Source organism: Arthrobacter sp. B3I4 (genome assembly GCF_030816855.1).
Classification (GTDB): domain Bacteria; phylum Actinomycetota; class Actinomycetes; order Actinomycetales; family Micrococcaceae; genus Arthrobacter.
In genome coordinates this window covers 643,394-665,565 of record NZ_JAUSYK010000001.1, presented here as the reverse complement: position 1 = coordinate 665,565, position 22,172 = coordinate 643,394, and the positions used below count along the sequence as shown (strand labels likewise).

19 protein-coding genes and 1 pseudogene are annotated in these 22,172 nt (G+C 68.4%); 12 read left to right on the top strand and 8 right to left on the bottom strand.

The window, feature by feature from the left end:
• Positions 1 to 4 precede the first annotated feature (4 nt).
• The 4 genes and pseudogenes from manD (at position 5) to QFZ61_RS03135 (ending at position 4,448) form a co-directional block, all read left to right on the top strand.
• Positions 5 to 1,232 (top strand): annotated as a pseudogene (manD, locus tag QFZ61_RS03150) (D-mannonate dehydratase ManD).
• Complete coding sequence (locus tag QFZ61_RS03145) at positions 1,229 to 2,800, top strand: UxaA family hydrolase (protein WP_307033237.1); 1,572 nt, start codon at positions 1,229 to 1,231, stop codon at positions 2,798 to 2,800. Before manD ends, QFZ61_RS03145 begins: the two are co-directional and overlap by 4 nt.
• Complete coding sequence (locus QFZ61_RS03140; RefSeq protein ID WP_307033235.1) at positions 2,776 to 3,480, top strand: bifunctional 4-hydroxy-2-oxoglutarate aldolase/2-dehydro-3-deoxy-phosphogluconate aldolase; 705 nt, start codon at positions 2,776 to 2,778, stop codon at positions 3,478 to 3,480. The genes QFZ61_RS03145 and QFZ61_RS03140 overlap by 25 nt, the downstream gene beginning before the upstream one ends.
• Entirely contained in the window at positions 3,477 to 4,448 is a 972-nt protein-coding gene (locus QFZ61_RS03135) for a sugar kinase (RefSeq protein WP_307033233.1), read from the top strand. The genes QFZ61_RS03140 and QFZ61_RS03135 overlap by 4 nt, the downstream gene beginning before the upstream one ends.
• Before the next feature lie 25 nt (positions 4,449 to 4,473).
• On the opposite strand, the gene QFZ61_RS03130 is transcribed toward QFZ61_RS03135, so the two are convergent.
• From QFZ61_RS03130 to QFZ61_RS03120, 3 genes are all read right to left on the bottom strand, one after another.
• Positions 4,474 to 5,334 carry a phosphotransferase gene (locus QFZ61_RS03130; protein ID WP_307033231.1) on the bottom strand — a complete coding sequence of 287 codons (861 nt, stop codon included), beginning with the start codon at positions 5,332 to 5,334 and terminating at the stop codon, positions 4,474 to 4,476.
• Positions 5,335 to 5,338: 4 nt separating this feature from the next.
• Positions 5,339 to 6,808, bottom strand: a complete 1,470-nt coding sequence (locus tag QFZ61_RS03125) for a peptide MFS transporter (protein WP_307033229.1) — start codon at positions 6,806 to 6,808, stop codon at positions 5,339 to 5,341.
• A gap of 156 nt (positions 6,809 to 6,964) precedes the next feature.
• Positions 6,965 to 8,077, bottom strand: coding sequence for an alcohol dehydrogenase catalytic domain-containing protein (locus tag QFZ61_RS03120; RefSeq protein ID WP_307033227.1), 1,113 nt, complete (start codon positions 8,075 to 8,077; stop codon positions 6,965 to 6,967).
• Positions 8,078 to 8,260: 183 nt separating this feature from the next.
• Here QFZ61_RS03120 and QFZ61_RS03115 point away from each other — a divergent pair, with 183 nt between their 5' ends.
• The 3 genes from QFZ61_RS03115 (at position 8,261) to QFZ61_RS03105 (ending at position 9,910) form a co-directional block, all read left to right on the top strand.
• Positions 8,261 to 8,587: a rhodanese-like domain-containing protein gene (locus QFZ61_RS03115; protein WP_307033226.1), complete on the top strand. Its 327-nt coding sequence runs from the start codon at positions 8,261 to 8,263 to the stop codon at positions 8,585 to 8,587.
• Between the two features lie 14 nt (positions 8,588 to 8,601).
• Positions 8,602 to 9,582, top strand: a complete 981-nt coding sequence (gene pheA / locus QFZ61_RS03110; RefSeq protein ID WP_307033224.1) for a prephenate dehydratase — start codon at positions 8,602 to 8,604, stop codon at positions 9,580 to 9,582.
• 94 nt (positions 9,583 to 9,676) lie between these two features.
• Positions 9,677 to 9,910, top strand: a complete 234-nt coding sequence (locus tag QFZ61_RS03105; RefSeq protein WP_307033222.1) for a hypothetical protein — start codon at positions 9,677 to 9,679, stop codon at positions 9,908 to 9,910.
• Here the strand turns inward: QFZ61_RS03105 and QFZ61_RS03100 are convergent.
• A complete protein-coding gene (locus QFZ61_RS03100) occupies positions 9,907 to 10,992 on the bottom strand; it encodes a diacylglycerol kinase family protein (protein ID WP_307033220.1) in 1,086 nt (361 codons plus the stop codon). The two genes, QFZ61_RS03105 and QFZ61_RS03100, sit on opposite strands and share 4 nt — an antisense overlap.
• A gap of 78 nt (positions 10,993 to 11,070) precedes the next feature.
• On the opposite strand from QFZ61_RS03100, the gene serS reads away from it, so the two are divergent.
• Both serS and QFZ61_RS03090 read left to right on the top strand, forming a co-directional pair.
• Positions 11,071 to 12,351, top strand: a complete 1,281-nt coding sequence (serS, locus tag QFZ61_RS03095; protein WP_307033218.1) for a serine--tRNA ligase — start codon at positions 11,071 to 11,073, stop codon at positions 12,349 to 12,351.
• Between the two features lie 93 nt (positions 12,352 to 12,444).
• A complete protein-coding gene (locus QFZ61_RS03090) occupies positions 12,445 to 13,290 on the top strand; it encodes an HAD family hydrolase (protein ID WP_307033216.1) in 846 nt (281 codons plus the stop codon).
• Positions 13,291 to 13,323: 33 nt separating this feature from the next.
• On the opposite strand, the gene QFZ61_RS03085 is transcribed toward QFZ61_RS03090, so the two are convergent.
• Positions 13,324 to 13,923: a hypothetical protein gene (locus QFZ61_RS03085; protein ID WP_307033214.1), complete on the bottom strand. Its 600-nt coding sequence runs from the start codon at positions 13,921 to 13,923 to the stop codon at positions 13,324 to 13,326.
• A gap of 175 nt (positions 13,924 to 14,098) precedes the next feature.
• On the opposite strand from QFZ61_RS03085, the gene QFZ61_RS03080 reads away from it, so the two are divergent.
• Complete coding sequence (locus QFZ61_RS03080; RefSeq protein WP_307033212.1) at positions 14,099 to 16,513, top strand: phosphoketolase; 2,415 nt, start codon at positions 14,099 to 14,101, stop codon at positions 16,511 to 16,513.
• Positions 16,514 to 16,529: 16 nt separating this feature from the next.
• On the opposite strand, the gene QFZ61_RS03075 is transcribed toward QFZ61_RS03080, so the two are convergent.
• From QFZ61_RS03075 to QFZ61_RS03065, 3 genes are all read right to left on the bottom strand, one after another.
• Complete coding sequence (locus QFZ61_RS03075) at positions 16,530 to 17,297, bottom strand: DUF429 domain-containing protein (RefSeq protein WP_307033210.1); 768 nt, start codon at positions 17,295 to 17,297, stop codon at positions 16,530 to 16,532.
• Positions 17,298 to 17,300: 3 nt separating this feature from the next.
• Complete coding sequence (locus QFZ61_RS03070) at positions 17,301 to 18,626, bottom strand: carboxylesterase family protein (RefSeq protein ID WP_307033208.1); 1,326 nt, start codon at positions 18,624 to 18,626, stop codon at positions 17,301 to 17,303.
• 126 nt (positions 18,627 to 18,752) lie between these two features.
• Complete coding sequence (locus QFZ61_RS03065) at positions 18,753 to 19,244, bottom strand: inorganic diphosphatase (protein ID WP_307033206.1); 492 nt, start codon at positions 19,242 to 19,244, stop codon at positions 18,753 to 18,755.
• 151 nt (positions 19,245 to 19,395) lie between these two features.
• Between QFZ61_RS03065 and dacB the strand changes: the two genes are divergently transcribed.
• Together dacB and QFZ61_RS03055 are read left to right on the top strand one after the other, a co-directional pair.
• A complete protein-coding gene (gene dacB / locus QFZ61_RS03060) occupies positions 19,396 to 20,901 on the top strand; it encodes a D-alanyl-D-alanine carboxypeptidase/D-alanyl-D-alanine-endopeptidase (RefSeq protein WP_307033204.1) in 1,506 nt (501 codons plus the stop codon).
• A gap of 61 nt (positions 20,902 to 20,962) precedes the next feature.
• Positions 20,963 to 22,093, top strand: coding sequence for a zinc-dependent metalloprotease (locus QFZ61_RS03055; RefSeq protein WP_307033202.1), 1,131 nt, complete (start codon positions 20,963 to 20,965; stop codon positions 22,091 to 22,093).
• The last annotated feature ends 79 nt before the right edge of the window (positions 22,094 to 22,172 follow it).

Sequence of the window (22,172 nt, the reverse complement as noted above, 5' to 3'; positions counted from 1 at the left end):
AACAATGACGATACGCTCAGCCGAGGTCCTGGTCAGCAGCCCGGGAAGGAACTTCGTCACGCTGCGCATCACCACCGGAGGACGGGGTGGTGGGGCTTGGTGATGCCACGGTCAACGGCCGTGAACTGGCCGTCAGCGCCTACCTCACGGAGCATGTCGTGCCGCTGCTGATCGGACGTGACGAGGCGAAGATCGAGGACGCCTGGCAGTTCCTTTACCGCAGCGCCTACTGGCGCCGCGGACCCGTCACCATGGCCGCGATCGCCGCCGTCGACGTCGCGCTCTGGGACATCAAGGCAAAGGTCGCCGGCCTGCCGCTGTACCAGCTGCTGGGCGGCGCTTCGCGCACCGGCTGCCTGGCCTACGGCCACGCCTCGGGTACCGACTTGGACGCCCTGTGCGTGTCCATCCAGAACCACCTGGACCAGGGTTTCAAGGCGATCCGCGTCCAGACCGGGGTCCCCGGCCTGGGCCAGATTTACGGCGTCGCCGGTGACCAGCGCCCCGGGCAGCGTTACGACTACGAGCCTGCCAAGCGCCTCCCGAAGCCGGCAGAGGAACTCTGGGACACCCGCGCCTACCTCCGCCACGTCCCCGGGGTGTTCGCAGCGGTCCGGGAGAAATTCGGTCCGGAGCTGGTCCTGCTGCATGACGGACACCACCGCATGACCCCTAACCAGGCCGCCTCGCTGGGCAAGAGCCTGGAGCCGTACGACTTGTTCTGGCTTGAGGACTGTACGCCCGGTGAAAACCAGGAGGGCATGCGTCGGGTGCGGTCCCAGACCACCACCCCGCTGGCGATCGGGGAGGTTTTCAACAGTGTCTACGACTACCAGACGCTGATCACCGAACAGCTGATCGACTATGTGCGCTCGGCGGTCACCCACACGGGCGGCATCACGGCGCTCCGCAAGCTGATGGATTTCGCCGCGATCTACCAGATCAAGTCCGGGTTCCACGGCCCGACAGACATCTCGCCGGTGGGCCAGGCAGCGCAGCTGCACCTGGGACTGGCGATCCACAACTTCGGCATCCAGGAGTACATGAAACACTCCGAGGAGACGCTGCAGGTATTCCGCACCAGCTACACGTTCGAGGACGGGCTGCTGCATCCGGGTAACAATCCCGGCCTGGGGGTGGAGTACGACGACGGGCTGGCCGCCGGCTACGAGTACACCCCGGCGTACCTGCCTGCCGCCCGCCTCCTTGACGGGACGGTGCACGACTGGTGAATAGCGTAGAAGCCGCCGCCGCAGCCCTCCCGCTCGAATCCTGTGTCCTGCGGCTGGCAGCGGATGATGAAGTAGGCGTCGCCACCCGCGACCTTCCCGCCGGAACGGTTCTCCTGGGCAGCGCCGGACCGGACAGCGCCGGTTGGGAGCTGACGGTCAGCGCCAACATTCCCCGCGGACACAAGATCGCGCTCAAACCCGTGGCCGCCGGCAACCCCGTCCACAAGTACGGGCAGTCGATCGGCCGCGCCCTGGCCGACATCCGTCCCGGCGCCCACGTCCACACCCACAACCTCGGCATGGACGAGGTGAAGCAGGACTACGAGTTCGGCACGGCCAGGGTCACCCCCGCAGCGCCCCCCGGGCCGCGCCCCACCTTCCAGGGCTACCGCCGGCCCAACGGCAAAGTCGGCACCCGCAACTACGTGGGCATCCTGACCTCCGTCAACTGTTCGGCCAGCACGGCCCGGATGATTGCCGACCAGTTCCGCGGCAGCGCCCTGGACGACTATCCCAACGTGGACGGGGTCTTCGCCCTGACCCACGGCAGCGGCTGCGGCATGGTGCTGGGAAGCGCCGGCGCCGAAGTCCTGGTCCGCACCCTCCGCGGCTACGCGGCGCACCCCAACTTCGCCGGTCTGCTGGTGCTCGGCCTGGGCTGCGAAATGCTGCAGACCGAACGCTTCCTCGATCCGGAGACCGCCCCCGCACTTATCGAGCGGCTCACCATCCAGGACTCCGGCGGCATCCGGGCCACCGTCAAAGCGGGAGTGGCCCTGATCCAGGGCATGCTCCCGGCCATCAACGCCCTGCAGCGCGAGCCGGTGGATGTTTCAGAGCTCGTGCTGGGCCTGAACTGCGGCGGCTCCGACGGCTACTCGGGCATCACGGCCAACCCTGCCCTGGGCGTCGCCTCGGACCTGCTGGTGGCCTACGGCGGAACGTCGGCGCTCGCCGAGACCCCGGAGGTCTTCGGGGCCGAGCACCTGCTGACCCGCCGCGCCGTCGCGCCCGAGGTGGGGCAGCGGCTGCTCGACCAGCTTTCCTGGTGGCAGGACTATGCAAGCTCCGGCGGCGGAAGCCTGGACAACAACCCCTCGCCGGGCAACAAAGCCGGCGGCCTGACCACCATCCTGGAGAAATCCCTGGGCGCGGTGGCCAAAGCCGGCCAGGCCGAGCTGTCCGCCGTCTACGCCTACGCCGAACCCATGACCGCCCCCGGACTGGTGTTCATGGACACCCCGGGGTACGACCCGGTGTCCGTCACCGGGCTGGTGGCCGGCGGCGCCAACGTCGTATGCTTCACCACCGGCCGCGGATCCGTCTTCGGCTGCAAACCGGTGCCCAGTATCAAGCTTGGCACCAACACCGAGCTCTACAACAGGATGCCTGAGGACCTTGACCTCAACTGCGGCATCATCGTCGACGGTGAGGCTACGGTCCAGGAGGTGGGGGCACAGATCTTCGCCCGCATCCTCGCCGTCGCCTCCGGAGCGCAGACCGTCAGTGAAGAACTCGATCTCGGACAGGAAGAATTTGTGCCATGGCAACTAGGGACAGTGACATGAGCGGCGGGACCGGGACCGGGACCCTGCAGCGGCCGGCGATGAGTCGGATCCTGCAGGCGAATCCCGTCGTGGCAGTCCTCCGCGCCGGGCACGCCCGCGAATACGCCCCCGTCATCGAGGCGCTCGCCGGCGGCGGCGTCCGGTCGATCGAGCTGACCTTGAGTACGGCCGGGGTCTTCGAACTCCTGCCGGAACTGACCAGCGGCTTCGGGGACCGGATCGAGATCGGCGTCGGCACGATCACCACGGAATCCGAGGCGCGGGAAGCCCTGGCCGCCGGCGCGCGTTTCCTCGTCACGCCCGTGACCGACGTCGGCATCGTCCAGGCCGCCGTCGAGCACGGCACGCCGGTCTTCCCGGGCGGCCTGACGCCCACGGAACTGCTGGCCGGCTGGCGGGCCGGAGCGACGGCCGTCAAAGTCTTTCCCGCCTCCACCGTCGGTCCCGGGTACATTTCCCAGCTGCGCGGACCCTTCCCGGAACTGCAAGTCATTCCGTCCGGCGGGGTGGCCATAGAGGAAGCACCGGACTGGATCCGCGCCGGTGCGCTGGCAGTCAGCCTGGGCGGTCCACTGATCGGAGACGCCTTCAAGGGCGGTGACCTCGGCGAGCTGACCAGACGGGCCGAACGTGTCAGCGCCCTGGTGGCCGACGCCGTAAGCGCCCGGAGCGGCGGATGAACGCCGGACCGGGCGGCGGCACGCCCAGCGAAGTCGTCACACTCGGCGAAACGATGGCACTGATGAAGGCAGCAACCCCCGGGCCGCTGGCCTTCACCGAGTCCCTCCGGCTGGGCATCGGCGGCGCCGAAAGCAACGTGGCCATCGCCCTGCGCCGGCTGGGCACGTCGGTGACCTGGGTGGGCAGGGTCGGCAACGACAGCCTGGGCGACCTGGTCCTGCGGGAGCTAATGGCGGAAGGGCTCGACGTCGACTGCAGCCGCGATGCCGGCGCCACCACCGGGCTCATGATCAAGGAACGCCGCACCAGTGAGACGGCAAAAGTCTGGTACTACCGTTCCGGCAGTGCAGGTTCTAAGTTGTCGCCGCAGGACCTGCCGGAAGGAAAAATCGCTGCCGCCCGGCTCCTCCACATCACCGGCATCACCCCGGCGCTTTCGGCCTCCGCGGCAGCCGCGGTCCAAGCCGCCATCGACTGCGCCAAGACCGCCGGCACGCTGGTGTCTTTCGACGTCAACTACCGGTCCGCGCTCTGGACCAGGCAGTCTGCAGCGGTAACGTTTCAAACACTGGCCCGCCAGGCGGATGTGGTGTTCGCAGGAGATGACGAGGCCGCGATCTTCGTGGGAAACGCTTCCGATCCGCTGGAACTGGCGCACCGGGTCGCCCAACTTGGCCCCGGCCAAGTGGTGGTCAAGCTGGGAGAACGAGGATGCGTTGCCCTGGTCGACGGGCAAGAATACCGTCAGGACGCGGTTCCGGTCCGGGTGCTGGACACCGTGGGTGCAGGGGATGCGTTCGTTGGCGGCTATCTCGCCGAACTGCTCGACGGGCAGCCGGTACAGCAGCGGCTGCTGACCGCCGTCCGTACCGGGGCCTACGCATGCATGGTCCCCGGCGACTGGGAGGGGATGCCGCGCCGTTCCGAACTCGGGCTGCTCGACCTGGTCGACCCCGTGCACCGCTAGCCTGCGGCCGTGCGTGCGGCGGCAGTCAGGCCAGGAGCGCGTCCAACAGCCGCTCCGCGTTGGCCTGGAGCCAGCGGCGGCGGCGCAGAATGAGCCCGCCGACACCCTCGTCCCACATCCGGGCCCAGCCGCCACCAAGCGCGACGGCGTTGTGCCGCATCCGTTCGTGGGTCAGCGTGCCGGCGTCCACGCCCAGCCCGGGCAGCCGCCGTCGTTCCTCCCGATCCCAGCCGTAAGCGTCGGCGAAGATGCGGAGCCGGCGGTAGGGGTCCAGCCCCTCCCAGCCCGGCCACGCATCCGCGGGGTCGCAGAGCGGGACCCAGTGCATCGCGGTGTTGTAGGAATCCCGAAGCGCCGTGCTGGGGCCGGCGAGGTCGAAGTCCACCAGGCCGGCGGCGCGGCCGTCGCGGACCACGACATTCTGCGGCGTGACGTCCAGATGGCACACCAGCTCCGCAGCATCATGCCTGTCGGCACGCCGGGGAACGGGATGCGGCGGGAACGGGTGCGCCCGCGGGACGAAACCGGCCGAAGCGCCGTGCAGGCGGCGGACCAGCCGGCCCACGGAGGCCAGCAGCTCCTCGGACTGCACCCACTCTTCCGGCACCGCCGCGGCGCAGCGGCCGGGGACGAAGGTCAGCACGTCCCGGCCCTCGTCGTCGCGGCCCAGGAACCGCGGCGAGCCCTCGAAACCGGCGTCCTCGAGCCAGTCGAGGTACTCCGCCACGGCACGGCTCTGCCGCTGGTGCGGACGGCGGATAGTCCCGCCGATACGGACCACGCCTTCGGTGACATCGCCCGCCGGCATGAGTTCGACGTCGGACGCCTCGCCGTCGGCGGGTGCGTAGACGCGCGCCTCAACCGGCGGGCGATGGGTGGGGCTCATCGGGTCAGCGTACGCCGCCCATGAGCTTCTTAATAGCAGGCGACGCCGCGGCCAGGCCGACGGCCAGGATGATCGCCGTGCCGCCGACGCCGATGAAGTACGGCAGTTCGTCGTTCGGGTTGTACAGCCCGGCCAGAATGCCGGCCAGCGTGGTGCCCAGCGAAACCGAAAGGAAGAACAGCGCCACCATCTGGGTGCGGAAGGCCTCCGGAGCCAATTTCGTGGTCACCGACAAGCCGATGGGGGAGAGGAACAGTTCCGCGAGGGTAAACAGGAACAGGATTCCCACCAGCGCCAGCAGCGGTGTCTTGCCCTCCCCGGCCAGCGGAATGAAGGCCAGGAAGGCCAGGCCCATGACGAACAGGCCGACCGAAAATTTCATGGCTGAGCCCGGCTGCCGGCTGCCCAGCCGGGTCCACAGAGCCGCCAGGACGCCCGCGAAGATGATGATGAACACCGGGTTGATTGACTGGACCCAGGCGGCGGGCATTTCCCAGCCGAACAGGTTCCGGTCCAGCTTCTCCTGCGAGTACACGGCGATGAAGGTGAACTGCTGCTGGAACAGGGCCCAGAACGCGGCGGAGGCAATGTACAACGGGATGAACGCGCCGACCCGGCGGCGTTCCGTGCCGTTGACCTTCTTGCTGCTGAAGATCAGGGCGAAGTAAAGAACCGACGCACCGATTGCCGCGTAGGCCATGGACAGGGCCAGGTTTCCCGCGTTGACGGCTCCGGTGGCCAGCAGCACGGCGATTACCACCGTGAAACCGGCGAATATCAGGGCGTACTTGGTCCGCTCCGCGGCGGGGAGCGGGTTGTGCACCCGGTGCGCTTCTTCGGGGAGGTTCTTACGGCCCGCCCCGTAGATCGCCAGACCCACGGCCATGCCGACGGCGGCAGCACCGAAGCCCCAGTGGAAACCCTGGCTCACCTGCAACCAGCCGGTGACCAGCGGGCCGATAAGCGCACCGGCGTTGATGCCCATGTAGAAGATGGAGAACCCGGCGTCGCGGCGTTCATCCTTTTCGCCGTAAAGGCTGCCGACCAGGGCGGTGGCGTTGGCCTTCAGCCCGCCGGAGCCGACGCCGACCAGGACGAGGCCGGCGACCAGGCCGGGAATGCCGGGAACCAGGGCGAGGGCAATGTGGCCGGCCATAATCATCAGGGCCGAACCAAACAGCACTTTCTCCGAGCCGAAGAGCCGGTCAGCCAGCCACGCGCCAAGGATGGTTGAGAGGTAGACGCCGCCGCCGTAGGCTCCAACGAGGCTGGCGGCCAATCCCTGCTCGATTTCCAGGCCGCCCTGCGCGGCCGTGAAGTACATGTAGTACAGCAGGATTCCCTGCATGCCGTAGAAGGAGAAGCGCTCCCACATTTCTACGGAGAAGAGGCTCGCCAGCATCTTCGGCTGGCCGAAAAACGACGTGTCGCCCGGCTTGGAAGCGGGGGGATCGGATAAATGAGTTGTGCTCATTGTTTCAATGCTGGCACCGCGGCGCGGGATTGTCACATTCGCGGCGCGCCGGTGCAAGTCAAGCCGGAAGTGTTTCGCGGGAGTTGCTCCATCACTTGTTGCCGTCCCGGGCCGGTTTTAGCAGCTGTAAGTGATAGAGCAACCGGGGGAGGCAGGCTATTCGGCGTCGAACATGATGACCTGGCGGACGGCCTTCCCCTCGGCGAGCTGGTCCATGGCCTGGTTGATGTCCGCCAGGGCGATCCGGGACGAAATGAGTTCCTCGACCGGCAGCTTTCCCTCCCGCCACAGCTGGGCGTACTTGGGGATGTCCCGCGCCGGCACGGCCGAACCCAGGTAGCTGCCGACGATCGTGCGGGCCTCGGCCGTGATGGTCAGCGGGGACAGCTGGGCGCGGGCGTCGGGGGAGGGGAGGCCGGCGGTGATCGTGGTGCCGCCGACGTCGGTTGCGGCGAACGCACTCTCGAAGGCGCGGGCACTGCCGGCACACTCGACGACGAACTTGGCCTTGACGCCTTGTTCCGCCAGTTGCTGCGGCGTGTAGGTTTCGTGCGCACCGAGGCGGCGGGCGTGCTCCAGTTTTTCCGCCAGCGTGTCCACGGCCACGATCCGGGAGATCCCCTGGGAAACGGCGGTGATCAGTGCGGCCATGCCGACGCCGCCAAGGCCGACGATCATGATGCTGTCCTCGGGCCGGGGTTTCGCCGCGTTCAGGACCGCGCCGCCGCCGGTCAGCACGGCGCAGCCCAGGACGGCGGCGATTTCCGGCGGGATGTCGTCGCCGACCGGGACCGCGGAGGCGCGGTCCACGACGGCGTGGGTGGCGAACCCGGATACGCCGAGGTGGTGGTGCACCGTTTCGCCGTCCCGGCTCAGGTGCCGGGACCCGTGCAGCAGGGTTCCCTCGCCGTTGCTCTTCGAGCCGGCGGTGCAGGGGAGCCGGCCGTCGGCGCCACAGTTGGCGCACTGCTCGCAGCGGGGCAGGAAGGACATCACCACCCGCTGGCCGGGCTGCAGGTCGGTGACTTCGGCTCCTACCTCCACGACCCGTCCGGCCGCTTCATGGCCGAGCAGCATGGGCACGGGGCGGACCCGGTTCCCGTCCACCACGCTCAGGTCGGAGTGGCAGATGCCGGCGGCCTCGAGCCGGACCAGGAGTTCCGTCGGTCCGGGGGCGGAAAGCTCGAGCTCGGAGATGCTGATGGGTGTCGATTCCGCAAACGGCCGGGTCCGGCCGATTTCCTCAAGTACTGCACCAGTGATCTTCATCGATCCCTCTCCCGTCGTTGGCCCCGTCGGCACCAGTCGCTGTCGTGCCCCGTTGGCACCAGTAAACCCCAGACCGCTCTGCCCAGGAAATCTCTGCGGCGTAACGTGCCACGGGATTGCCAGGACCCCGGACCCCTGGCGATACGCTGGTGGCAGACCTGGTTTTCAGCGGAGAGGACGACCATGAGCGACATCGACACCGTGACCGTTTCCGACATTCCCAAGGCGGCGCGGATTCTGGACGTGCGGGAGGACTATGAATGGGCCGCCGGCCACGCCGAGCAGGCACTGCACATCCCGCTCGACCAGCTCCCGGCGCGGCTCGACGAGCTGGACCCGGATGAGGACCTCTATGTCATCTGCCGCACCGGCGGCCGCTCCTTCCGGGCCGCGCAGTGGCTCGTCGGCAACGGCTACTCCGCGCTGAACGTGGCCGGCGGCATGGACCAGTGGCTGGAGAACGGCCTGCCGCTCGTCTCCGATAACGGGCTCAAGCCCGTCATCCTCTAACGAAGGAACAATCCATGCCTGCCTCGCCCGTCACCTACACCTTCCTCGGCCCCGAAGGCACCTTCACCGAGGCGGCGCTGATGCAGGTGCCGGGCGCAGGCGAGGCCACCCGCGTTCCGGCGTCGAACGTCAACACCGCGCTGGATAAGGTCCGCGATGGTTCCGCCGACGCTGCGATGGTGCCGATCGAGAATTCAGTGGAGGGCGGAGTCACCGCCACGCTCGATGCCATCGCCACCGGCCCCGAGCTGCGCATCCTCCGCGAGGCCCTGGTGCCAATCAGCTTCGTCCTGGTGGTCCGGCCCGGTGTCCGGCTCGAGGACATCCGCCGCGTTTCCACCCACGGGCATGCCTGGGCGCAGTGCAGGATCTGGGTGGGAAATCATATTCCGGAGGCGGAATACATCCCCGGCTCCTCTACGGCCGCCGCTGCGATGGGGCTGCTGGAGGACGACGTCCACTACGACGCCGCTATCTGCGCGCCGATCGTTGCCGCCGAGCAGCCAGGCCTGACGGTCCTCGCAGAAAACATCGGCGACAACCCTGGGGCGGTCACGCGCTTCGTCCTGGTGGGCCGGCCCGGCGCCCTGCCCGAACCAACCGGTGCGGACAAGACGACCGTCGTGGTGCCGCTGCCCGAGGACCGTCCCGGCGCCCTGATGGAGATTCTGGATCAGTTCGCCACCCGGGGCGTTAACCTGAGCCGGATCGAATCGCGGCCCACCGGGCAATACCTGGGCCATTACTTCTTCAGCATCGACGCCGACGGGCATGTGGGTGACGCCCGGGTTGCCGACGCGCTGGCCGGACTGCATCGGATCAGCCCGGCAACCCGCTTCCTGGGCTCCTACGGCCGGGCCGACGGGCAGCAGACCGAGGTCGCCCCGCACACGTCCGACCAGGCATTCCGGGCCGCCCACAGCTGGGTGGAGAACATACTCGCGGGGGCATCTGTGGTGCCGGAATATAAGCCGGCCGCTTCGCCCACAGCGTAGCTGAAGCGGCCCGTCCTGCCCTTCCACCCTTTCTGAACCGGCGTATGCTGGCCTGAACCATATTGGGGCAGTCCCCTACCGGAGGGAGCAGGTAATGCCAGACACCAGCACAGACAACGACGGCCAGGGCATGATCGTCAACCCGAAGCCGACAGCTGAGAACCAGGACTGGGACGGCGACGACGCCGACCGCGCCGACCGCCTGCGCTTCGAAGAGGAACAGGCCATGATCCGCGAGCAGTCCGAAGCCCGCGCCGCCAAGGCAGCGGCAGAGGCCAAAAAGTCCGCCGAAGCGGAGAAGGAAGCCGCTGAGAAAGAAGCCAGCTAGGCAGCTGTGACTCCCTTGTCCCGGACCAGGGCGTCTTCCTTGACCCGCACCAGCAGGGAGTGGGGTGCTACCCGGACCGTGAGAGTGGTGGCGTCGCCGGACGGATCGCCGTCCACCTGGGTTGGCATCGGTTCGGCGCACGTGATCACGATCTTGCCCGAGCGGTAGTACGTCATCACCGGCAGGTTCCGCTTGTGTTTCAGCACAATTTTCCAGTACATCGCCACCCAGCCGATCGCGCTGCGCGGGCTCATCACCACCACGTCCAGCACGCCGTCGTCGATCATGGCCTGCGGAATGAAGTCGATGCCGCCGGGGATCAGGCCGCAATTGGCGAACAGGACGCTGCGGATCTTCCTGGACTGCTCCGGCTGGTCGTCGAGCGAGATGGAAACCCGTTTGCGGCGGCCGGGCAGGTGCCGCACCCCCGCCTCCGTGTAGGCAAGCCAGCCCACCGCCTTCTTGAGACCGTCGTTAGTGTCGCCGATGACCTCGGCGTCCATCCCGATGCCGGCGATGACCAGGAAGGCGTACTCCGCGGATTCGTCAGTCAGGGCGTTCTGCACCGTCATGCGGGCGGTATCGATGAAGCGCTGGTGCCCGAACAGTGCGGTCTGCACGCAGCCGTGCAGGTCTCCGATGTCCAAATGGATGTTGCGGGCCAGCAGGTTGCCGGTGCCCAGCGGGAGCAGCCCCATGGCGACGTTCGTATGGGCCAGGACGTCGGCCACGACGCGTACTGTGCCGTCACCGCCGCCCACCAGAACGACGTCGGCGCCGGACTCGACGGCGGCCCGCGCCTGCCCGAAGCCGGGATCCTCAGCAGTGGTTTCGAAGAAGCAGGGCGCCTCCCAGCCGGCGGCGAGACAGGCGCTCTCGACCAGGGCGCGCGCCTCCGCGGACCGGGCCTTGATCGGGTTCAGCACCACCGCGACCTTCTGCCGGGACAGCCCGGGATTGTGCGTGTCCTCCCAGACGGCGCTGCGGGTATGCAGCGCCCGTAAGCGGCGCACACCCCACCAGCTGGAGACGGCAAAGACCAGGGCCCCGGCGATGATGAGGTAGAGCAGCCAATCGCGCATATTGCTCCAACACTATCCCGGGCGCGTGCTGCGGCAGGACGGCCAAAGGACACCCTGCGCATTCGATACTCTTATCTGGTGATCGACGTAAAAGACCTCAGCGAAAACCCGGACAAGTTCCGTGCCAGCCAGCGTGCCCGAGGCGCCGATGAGTCCGTCGTGGACGCGATCATTGCGGCCGATTCCGCCCGGCGCGCTGCGTTAATCCGCTTCGAGAACCTGCGGGCCGAGCAAAACGTGTTTGGCAAGAAAGTGGCGCAGGCCAAGGGCGAGGAGAAGCAGGCACTGCTCGCCGAAGTAAAGGTGCTCGCTGCCTCGGTCAAGGAAGCCGCCGCTGAGGCCGACGTCGCCCAGTCCGCCCAGGAGGAACTCCTCCGCGGGATGCCCAATCTCGTTGAGGACGGTGTCCCCGCCGGCGGCGAGGATGACTACGTCGTGGTCAAGACCGTCGGAACGCCGCGGGAGTTCCCCGACTTCGAGCCGAAGGACCACCTGGAAATCGGCGAGCTGATCGGTGCGATCGACATGGAGCGCGGTGCCAAGGTGTCCGGCTCACGTTTCTACTTCCTGCGCGGCGTGGGCGCCCGGCTTGAGATGGCGCTGCTGCAGATGGCCATGGAGCAGGCCATCGACGCCGGGTTCGTCCCAATGATCACCCCGACCCTGGTCCGTCCCGAGACCATGCAGGGCACCGGCTTCGACGTCAAGCACGACGCCGAGATCTACCGCCTCGCGGAAGACGACCTCTACCTGGTGGGAACCTCTGAGGTGGCCCTGGCCGGCTACCACGCCGACGAAATCCTCGACCTGTCCGCCGGGCCGGTGCGCTACGCCGGGCAGAGCTCCTGCTACCGCCGCGAGGCCGGGTCGCACGGCAAGGACACCCGCGGCATCATCCGGGTGCACCAGTTCAACAAAGTCGAAATGTTCATCTACACCACGGTCGAAGAAGCAGCCGCCGAACATGCCCGCCTGCTGGCGTGGGAGGAAGAGATGCTGGCCAAGTGCGAGCTGCCGTACCGCGTCATTGACACCGCGGCAGGGGACCTCGGCAATTCAGCAGCTCGCAAGTTCGACTGCGAGGCCTGGGTCCCCACCCAAGGCGCCTACCGCGAACTGACCTCCACCTCTAACTGCACCACCTTCCAGGCGCGGCGGCTCAACATCCGCGAACGGGTGATCAGCGCGGACGGGACGCCCAAGGGCACCCGTGCGGTGGCTACGCTGAACGGCACCCTGGCCACGACCCGCTGGATCGTCGCCATCCTTGAGCATCACCAGAACCCGGACGGCTCGGTCAACGTCCCCGCGGCGTTGCAGAAGTACCTCGGCGGCATGACGGTCCTGCCTGTCCTCTGACCCGTCAATTGTCGTCAGCCGTTAACCCAGGTTTCCCCTCCTGCTGTGGTGCGGATCCTAGCGGCTGCCCCCGCCGTCTGCTCTAATTATCAGATGACAACACTGACTGAAGCCTCAGTCGCTGGCAACGATGACCAGCGAGATGCAAACAAAATGATGATCGCGCTCGACGTTGACGGCACGCTCGTCGACCACGACGGACACATGTCGGTTCCGGTCCGGGAAGCCGCCCAGGCCGTGGTGGCCGCCGGACACGAGGTGATGATCGCGACCGGCCGGTCGCTCAACGCCACGCTGCCCATTATCGAGCACATCGGCATCGAGAACGGCTACGCGGTCTGCTCCAACGGCGGCGTCACCCTCCGCGTGGATTCCGGGCTCGCCGACGGCTACGAGGTGCTCCACAAGGCCACCTTCGACCCCGGCCCCGCCCTGCGCGCCCTGCGCAAGCGGCTGCCGTCCGCCAAGTACGCGCTTGAAGACGAACACGGCAACTTCCTCTCCACCGAGCGGTTCCAGGATGCGAGCTTCGGCGTGGAGGCGATCGGCGTCGACTTCCAGACGATGCTCGAGGCCACCGCCGTCCGCGTCGTGGTGTTCAGTTCCGAGAACACGCCCGAGGAGTTCAACACCGCGATCCGGCACGTGGGACTCGCCGGCGTCACCTATTCCGTGGGATGGACCGCGTGGCTGGACATTGCCGCCGCCGGCGTCACGAAGGCCAGCGCGCTGGAACAGCTGCGCGGCCGGCTGAGCATTGAGGCGCACCGCACCGTCGCCGTCGGTGACGGCCGCAACGACATCGAGATGCTCACCTGGGCCCGGCGGGGTGTGGCCATGGGCCAGGCCCCGGCAGAGGTGATCGCCGCCGCCAACGAGGTTACCCACTCGGTGCACGAGGACGGCGCCGCCCACGTGCTGCGCAGCCTCCTCCGCTAAGGAAAGGCCGACGGCGGCCGCAACCTGGGCAGGCTAGCGGACGTCGAGGATCAGGCCCAGCAGCCGGGCAGCGGCAGGCCGGGCCGCGTGTTCCTCGTTCCACTGGGCGCGGGCGACGGCCTTGCTGACGGCCTGGGTGGTGATGCCCAGTTCCTGGGCCACGGCCTTCTGCTGCCCGCGGACGCCGGGGGTGAGCAGGTCCAGCACGCGCCACTCGGCGGCGCTGCGGTCGTGCACGATGAGGCCCAGCAGCCGCAGCACGGCCTCGGCCTCCGCGGCCAAATCCGCGAGCGGGCCCTCCACCGCCACCGGAACCCGCTCCTTGCTGTTCCGCAGCCGGTCCACCGCACGCCGGGCATAAACCAGGCCATGGCCGGAAGCGTCCTTGATCTGGTTCGGCAACGGCTCGTTGACCGGTCCGACGCCGATACCGACGTACCAGGCGCCGGTGCGCAGGGCGATCAACGCGGCCTCGACAGTCTGGCGGGGGCAGTCCAGGATGCCCTGCACTTCATCCTCCACCGAACGGTCGAAATCAAGGCGCGCGGGAATGTGCCGCAGGTCCTTGAGGAGCTGCGGCACACGGTCACCGTCGCGTCGGCTGTCGGTTTGGTTGATGGTCAGCGTGAACATACTGGATGCCACACTACCGCGTGGTAACCGGGAGGCAAGTAAGAGGTGCGGGCCCCATTACGGTCCTGGTAATGCCCTGGCCGCGACACTCCGCTGGCTTGTGTCCGGCCCGGATAGGTGTTGCGATGAGGGGAGAGGCTGCCGCCGGCGGCACGGACGGAAGCGGGGTGTTCACGTGGCTGATGGCACGGATATCGGGACCAGACAGCGGACCGCAGAGGCCGCCGACGACGCGGAGCTCGCCCTTGTGGACCGGTGGTGGCGGGCGGCCAACTACCTGTCCGTAGGCCAGATCTACCTGCGCGCCAATCCGCTGCTGCGCCGGCCGCTTAGCGCCGCTGATACCAAGGCGCGGCTGCTGGGCCACTGGGGCACCACCCCCGGGCTCAACTTCGTCTACTCGCATCTGAACCGCGTCATCCGCCGGGACGGGCAGAAGATGCTGTTCGTCGCCGGTCCAGGCCACGGCGGACCGGCCGTGGTCGCCAATGCCTGGCTCGAGGGTACCTACTCCGAGATTTACAGCAACGTTGGCAATGACGAGGACGGACTGGCCGAGCTGTTCCGGCAGTTCTCCTACCCCGGCGGCATCCCCAGCCACGCCGCCCCGGAAACCCCGGGCTCCATCAACGAAGGCGGCGAGCTCGGCTATTCGCTGGCCCACGCTTACGGCACCGTCTTCGACAACCCGGAGCTGGTAACCGCCGTCGTGATCGGCGACGGGGAGGCGGAAACCGGCCCGCTGGCCGCGAGCTGGCACTCACACAACTTCCTTGACCCTGCCGCGGATGGCGCCGTCCTGCCGATCCTGCACCTGAACGGCTACAAGATCGCCAACCCGACGATCCTCGCGCGCATGCCTGAAGCCCAGCTGGAGCAGCTGTTGCGCGGCTACGGCCACGAACCGCACTTCGTCACCGTCACCGACCCGCAGGACACGGCAACGGCCCACCGGGATTTCGCCGCGGCGCTCGATGCCTGCCTGGCCGAAATCCGTGCCATCCAGGGCGCCCGCAGGGTCGGCGGGCTGGACGGGGACGCGGCCACTGCAGCGTGGCCGATGATCGTGCTCCGCTCGCCCAAAGGCTGGACCGGGCCCAAAACCGTTGACGGGCTGCAGGTCGAAGGCACCTGGCGCAGCCACCAGGTGCCCCTCGCCGGCGTGAACACCAATCCTGAACACCTGGCGATGCTGGGCCGGTGGCTGGAGTCCTACCAGCCGGACGAACTCTTCGACGGCGAGGGCCGGCTCCGGACCGACGTCGCGGCGAACGCACCGGCCGGAGAGCTCCGGATGAGCGCCACGCCGCATGCCAACGGCGGCATTCTGCTGCGCGACCTGAAACTTCCCCGCTACGAAGACCACGCCGTGGAAATGGACCGGCCCGGCCGGGACCGCGTCAGTGCCATGCTCACCCTGGGTTCCTGGCTGCGCGACGTGATAGCGCTGAACCCGGAGACCTTCCGGCTCTTCGGCCCGGACGAGACCGCGTCCAACCGGCTGCAAGACGTATACGAGGTCACGGACAAGGTGTGGCAGTACCGGATCGACGACGTCGACGAGCACCTGGCCCGTGCCGGCCGGGTGATGGAGGTCCTCAGCGAGCACCTCTGCCAGGGCTGGCTGGAGGGGTACCTCCTCACCGGCCGGCACGGGGTCTTCAACTGCTATGAGGCCTTCATCCACATCGTCGACTCGATGTTCAACCAGCACGCCAAATGGCTCAAGGTGCACCGGGAGCTGCCCTGGCGCCGGCCCGTGGCCTCGCTGAACTACCTGCTGTCCTCCCACGTCTGGCAGCAGGACCACAACGGCTTCTCCCACCAGGACCCGGGCTTCATTGACCATGCGGTGAACAAGAAGGCCGAGGTCATCCGGGTCTACCTGCCGCCGGACGCCAACACCCTACTCTCGGTAATGGAGCACTGCCTCCGCTCCCGGGACTACGTCAACATTGTCGTCAGCGGCAAGCAGCCCTCACCCACCTGGCTGAATCCCGCCGAGGCGGCGCACCACTGCCAGCGCGGGCTGGGGATCTGGGAGTTCGCTGGTTCCGAGGTCCCCGGCGAGGAGCCCGACGTCGTGCTGGCCTGCGCCGGCGACGTTCCCACCGTTGAGACCGTCGCGGCGGCCGAACTGCTCAAGGAAGGGGCGCCCGGGCTGAAGATCCGGGTGGTGAACGTGGTGGACCTGATGCGGCTGCAGGACGCCGCCGAACACCCGCATGGCCTGACGTCCCGGGACTTTGACGGCATCTTCACGACCGACAAGCCGGTCATTTTCGCCTATCACGGCTATCCCTCGCTGATCCACCGACTGGCGTACCGGCGCACCAACCAGGAGGGCCTGCACGTGCGCGGTTATAAGGAGGAAGGCACGACGACGACACCGTTCGACATGGCCATGCTCAACGGGATCGACCGCTACCAGCTGGCCATCGACGCGATCGACCGGGTGCCGGGAATGGCCGAACGGCATTCGCTGCTGCGCCAGTCGCTGCAGGACCGGCGGATCCGGGCGCACAACCACACCCGGGTGCACGGGGAGGACGCGAAGGAGATCAGCGGCTGGACCCTCAGCCTGGAGTAGCCGCCGTTCCGGCCCGCTAACCGACGGGGCTTGCGGAACGGAGCGCCTGCAGGCCGCCGACGGGCAGGTGGATCCAGCCTTCGGTCCGGGCGGCCGCAGCCTGGCCCGCGTCCGGGCGCAGGGTCCCGCCCTGCGCCACGGCCCGGGCGGTCAGGGCGGCGATCAGGGCGTCAAACAGATCATCCGAACCGGCAAGCCGGTCCTCGCAACCGGCCAGATCGAGCCACGGGGCAGCCTGCTTGAGCCCGCCCACGAGGCCGGCCAGGCGTTGGGCCTCCGCACCGCCGCGCCCTTTGTAGCCCCGGGCCAGCAAGCCCCAGGACTTCAGCGACGCCGCCGGGTAGACCTCGGCCAGCCGGCAGCTGCCGTCCCTCTGCTGGAACCCGTGCTCCTGCGCGATTTTGGCCTGTATCACGGCGCAGCGCATCGCCGGGTGTGCCAGACGGTCGGCGGAGACGCTCAGCGGGATCAGGCCGGTCCGGGCGGTGACGAACCGGTCGGTGTCCCGATAGGCCAGCATCCGGCGGCCTTCGATGCCGTCGCGGTCCAGCACCGGCCGCGCATCGCCGGCCAGGTGCCCGGTCAAAAAGGGCAGGAGCGCGTCCGGCCAGCCCACCGGGCAGTCGATTCCGGTCAGGCGGCAGGTGCCGAAGAGCCGGACGATCTCGGCGTCGTCGACGCCGAGGGACAAGTGCACCAGCCGGGCCCCCGCATCGCCCCATTCGACGACGGCCGCCGCGGTCTTCTTGGCGGCCGCTGCGAGGTCGACGCCGAGGGTCTTCACGGCTCAGACCGCGCGGTACCGCAAGGCGCCGGGGATCCCGCCGTCGGCGTCAAGACCGTCGCCCGAGGCGAAGCGGGCCCAGAGGGCACGCAGCGCCTTGCCCGGGGCATTGATGTCCTCCCAGCTTGCGCCGGCCAGCAGACCTGCCCCGGCCCAGGTCTGCTGGTCGCCGAAAAGCAACGGCAGGTCCACTGTATGGGCGGCGCCGTAAATGTTTCCCGGCGCGTGCCAGGTCAGCAGGTAACGGTATGCAGTTCCGCCGGCCCGGGCATGACGGCGGGCGAACTTCCGGGCAGCTTTGCCGTACACCGCCTCGGTTACCGCCCAGTTGACGGCCTTGACGACGGCGGTGCCGACCACCGGGACCTTTCCGAGCCGGCCCACCACCGGGTTGCGCGGCAGAAACATCCGGGCTTCCTCCGATGTATGGCCGATCAATACCTCAATCCCCGGGGCCGTGGCATTCCAGGCGTCTTCGATGTCAGGTTCGGGCGGCAGCGGAGCGTGCCCGTACTGGGTGCCGAACGGCATGGCGGCGATCAGCCCGAACTTCCGGGCTGCCTGCGACACCCGCGCTTCGGCCGCCACGACATCCATCGCCGGGGTTTCTTCAGTGATGTCTTCCGCCGCGACCCCCATCGCAGCGCTCATCTTCGCCCGGCCCCGGGTGATGCCCAGCGGGGCGCTCTGGATGATGGCGCGGCGGAACAGGGCAGGCGCTTCCGGTGTCGCCATCAGGTGGGCCACGGCGTCGCCGCCGGCGGACTGGCCGAAAGCCGTGACGCATCCCGGGTCGCCGCCGAAGGCCCCGATGTTGCGCTGCACCCACCGGAACGCCTCGAGCTGATCCAGCAAACCGAGGTTGCCGGGGCGGTCGGTGCCGGCCGCAAGGTAGCCGAACAGGCCCAGACGGTACGTCACGGAGACCACGATGACCCGGTTCTCGGCCACCAGGGCCCTGGGGTCGAAAATGGCGAGGTCGCCGGAGCCGGAGGTGTAGGAGCCGCCGTGCAGCCAGACCATGACCGGGACGCGTTCGCCGTCGCCAAGGTCCGCCGGCAGGGTGATCGAGAGCCGCTGGCAGTCTTCGCTACCGGGCAGTTCCCCGTAGCGGGTACCAAGGATGTCGTCCAGGAACGGGACCGGGGCCTGCGGGCAGGCGGGGGTAAGCGAGGTGGCGGCGAGGGTCTCGGTCCAGTCAGCCGCGGCAACGGGAGGCTGGAAGCGGGCCGCTGTGGCATAGGGGATGCCGGTGGCGCGCAGCACGTCGCCGTCCCGCCGGCCGGTGACCGGGCCGCACGGCGGGCTGAAAGTTGGCTCGGAAATCATGGCCCAACGATTTCACATCTTCCTGACCCGCGGCTGACAAAGCGCGAACGTACACTTGAGGCCCCGGAATCCGCAGATTCCAGGGCGTCAAGTGTACGTTCGCGCTCCCCGGGGGAGGGCGGCGGGTTAGTGGCCCGCGCCCGGGACGTAGCGCTTGATCGAGGCTTCGAGCTCGGCTTCGGCGGCCGCGCGGTCGCCCCAGCCCTCGGCCTTGACCCACTTGCCGGGCTCCAGGTCCTTGTACCGCGTGAAGAAGTGCTCGATTTCCTTGATCAGGAACTCGCTGACATCGCTGATCTCGTTGATGTGGTCGAACCGAGCGTCGGCCGGCACGCACAGGACCTTGGCGTCCCCGCCGCCATCGTCGGTCATGTTGAAGACGCCGATCGGGCGGGCCTCGACGATCACGCCTGGGTGCAGGTCGAAGTCCTGCAGCAGCACCAGCGCATCCAGCGGGTCGCCGTCTTCGCCCAGGGTGTTCTCGAAGAACCCGTAGTGCGTCGGGTACTGCATGGAGGTGAACAGGACGCGGTCCAGGCGGACACGGCCGGTCTCGTGGTCGACTTCGTACTTGACGCGGGATCCCTTGGGGATCTCGATGGTCACGTCATGCTTCATGGAATACTCCTCGACGGATTCAGGGGTGCGCGGCACAGGTGATGCCCGGAAAGAGCACGACCGATGCCGCCGACTATTATTGAGGATATAGCGACAGGCGCTGGTTTCAGGAACTGGTGGGGACATTTCGGGACTAAGGACCAGCAGCAGCATGACACCCAAAAAAGGCCAGGAGGGCGCCGCTCCGCCGCCCGGAAGGCTCGGCCGCAGCCTCCCCCTGCTGCTCCTGATGCTGCTGGTCGTCGCCCTCGCCGTCCCCGCGGGCGTGGCGATTGGTCCCGGTTTCCTCGGCCCCGCACGGCCGCCGGGCCCCGCCCCGGCCGGCCCCTGGCAGCTTCCCCCCGCCACCCTGAGCACTGCCGCCGGCAGTGGAAGCGGTGCCGGTATCCGCCCGCTCAACGCCGCGGCTCCGGTGCCCGACGCCGCCGCCCTCGCCGCCCAACTGAGCGCCACTTTGAAGGCCGACGGCGCCGGGTCCTTCAGCGGGATGGTGCAGGACGCGGCCACCGGGGAGGTGCTCTTCGACCGGTCCGGCGACGAGGGCCGCGCCCCGGCCTCCAACATCAAGCTGCTGACTGCCGCCGCAGCCCTGCGCACGCTTGGCCCGGACCGGCGTTTCAGCACCCGGACCGTCGCGGGCAGCACCCCCGGAACCGTTGTCCTGACCGCCGGCGGCGACGTGCTGCTGGGCGCCGGCGACTCGGCTCCGGATGCGGTGCTGGGCCACGCCGGGCTGGCCACGCTCGCCCGGTCCACGGTCCAGGCGCTGCAGCAGGGCGGGGCCACCGGCCCGGTGTCGGTGCTGCTGGATGATTCGCTCTTTACCGGCCCCGCCCTCAGCCCGGCCTGGAGCCCGGAGGACGTGGCCGCTGGCGAGGTGGCCCCGTTGTTCCCGCTGGCCTTGAACTCGGCACGCTTCACGCCCGGAACCAGCACCGGACCCCGGCCGCAGGACGCCGCCATGACCGCCGCGGAGGCCTTTGCAGCCCGGCTTACCGAGGCCGGTGCCGCCGTCGGAATTGCCGTGGCGCCGGGCGTGATCCGGGGGCCGGCCCCCCAGCCGGCCCCGGACGGCGGGCAGGCGGGCAAGGTCCTCGCCGCGGTGGAATCCGCGACCGTCAGCCAGCAGGTGGACCTGCTGCTGCGCACCTCGGACAACTACCTCACCGAGGTGATGGGCCGGATGGTGGCGACGGCGAGCGGCAAACCGGCCAGCAACAACGGCGCGGTCGCCGCGGTGCTGCAGCAGCTCGAGGAGCTGGGAATCCCCGCGGCCTCGCTCCACGCTGCCGATCTTGCCGGGCTGACCCTGGACAACCGCGTCTCGGCCCGGCAGCTTACGGCGGTGATCCGCGCGATGACCACCGGACCCGACACCCGGCTGCGTTCCGCCCTTGCCGGCTTCCCGGTGGCCGGGCTGACCGGAACCCTCGGCAGCCGGTATTCGGACACCAGCACCGCGGGGGGAGCGGGCCTGGTCCGGGCGAAGACCGGGACGTTGAACACCGTGATCGCCCTCAGCGGGTACGTGGTGGACGCCGACGGCCGGTTGCTGGTCTTCTCCTTTATCGGCAACGGCCTCACGCCCGGCGCGGCCGGCAACAAGGAGGCGCTGGACCGGACGGCGTCGGTCCTCGCCGCCTGCGGGTGCCGCTGACGGGCTTAACCGCTCAGCGAAATTAAGGCGCATCCGCCGTGCCCTGTGATCTCATGGGGCTATGGAGTCCTCTTCGCGCGCCACCTCAGCAGAGACATCAGCCCGGGCCCAGGCCCTGATCAACTGGGAGATGGCGGCGTCCACGGCCGCGCGGCTCGCGCCGGCCGGACCTTCGCTGGGGTCCAAGGAAATCGGCGCGGCCGTCGACAACCTGCGCCTTATGGCCGACATCTCAGTGCCGCACGTGCACGACATCACCGGACTTGAGGCCGCTCGTGACCTCCGCGACTCCTCCGTCCTGGTGGTGGACCGGGCCTCGTGGGCCAAGGCGAATACGCAAAGCTTCGCCGTCATGCTCCAGCCCGCGATCGAAAAAATGCTCGAAAGCCGCCACGGGAGCGTAAGTCCGAGCGCCGCGAGTGTCAGCGGTGCCATCACCGGCAGTCAACTCGGCGCGATTCTCGCCTTCCTCTCCAGCAAGGTCCTGGGACAGTACGACCCCTTTGCTGCGCTGGCCCCCAACTCCACCGCCCCCGCCGCCGGCCGGCTGCTGCTGGTGGCACCGAACATCATTTCGGTCGAACGCGAGCTGAACGTGACGCCCGAGGACTTCCGCCTGTGGGTGTGCCTGCACGAACAAACGCACCGGGTGCAGTTCGCTGCCGCCCCCTGGTTGCGCCACCACATGCTCGACCAGATCGAAAGCCTCAGCGAGCACCTGCTGGGCAACGTCGACTCCATCATGGAACGCGCCGCGGCGGCCGCAAAGTCGCTGAAAGACCGGACCGCTCCAGGGTCGGCCCCGGGCCGCGGCGCCATCCTGGACCTGCTGCAGGACCCGGAGGAACGCGCAGCAATCTCGCACCTCACGGCGGTGATGAGCCTGCTGGAAGGCCACGCGAACGTGGTCATGGACGCGGTGGATGCCAGCATCGTGCCCTCAGTCAAGACCATCCGGCAGCGCTTCAACGCCCGCGGTAAGGACCGCGGCGCCGTCGAGAAGTTCATCCGCAGCCTGCTGGGCCTCGACGCGAAGATGCGGCAGTACAGTGACGGCTCGAAGTTCGTCCGGGAAGTCGTGGACACCGTCGGGATGCCGGGCTTTAACCGGGTTTGGGAGTCTGCGGACCATCTCCCCACCGAGGTCGAAATCCACGACTCGAAAGTCTGGATCGATCGGATGGGGCTCTAGTCCGCGTGCCTGGTACGACCGAGCCGGACCTGCCGGCCGCTTCCGCCGGGCGACGCCGGCCCGGCCGGCTCGCGCCCGT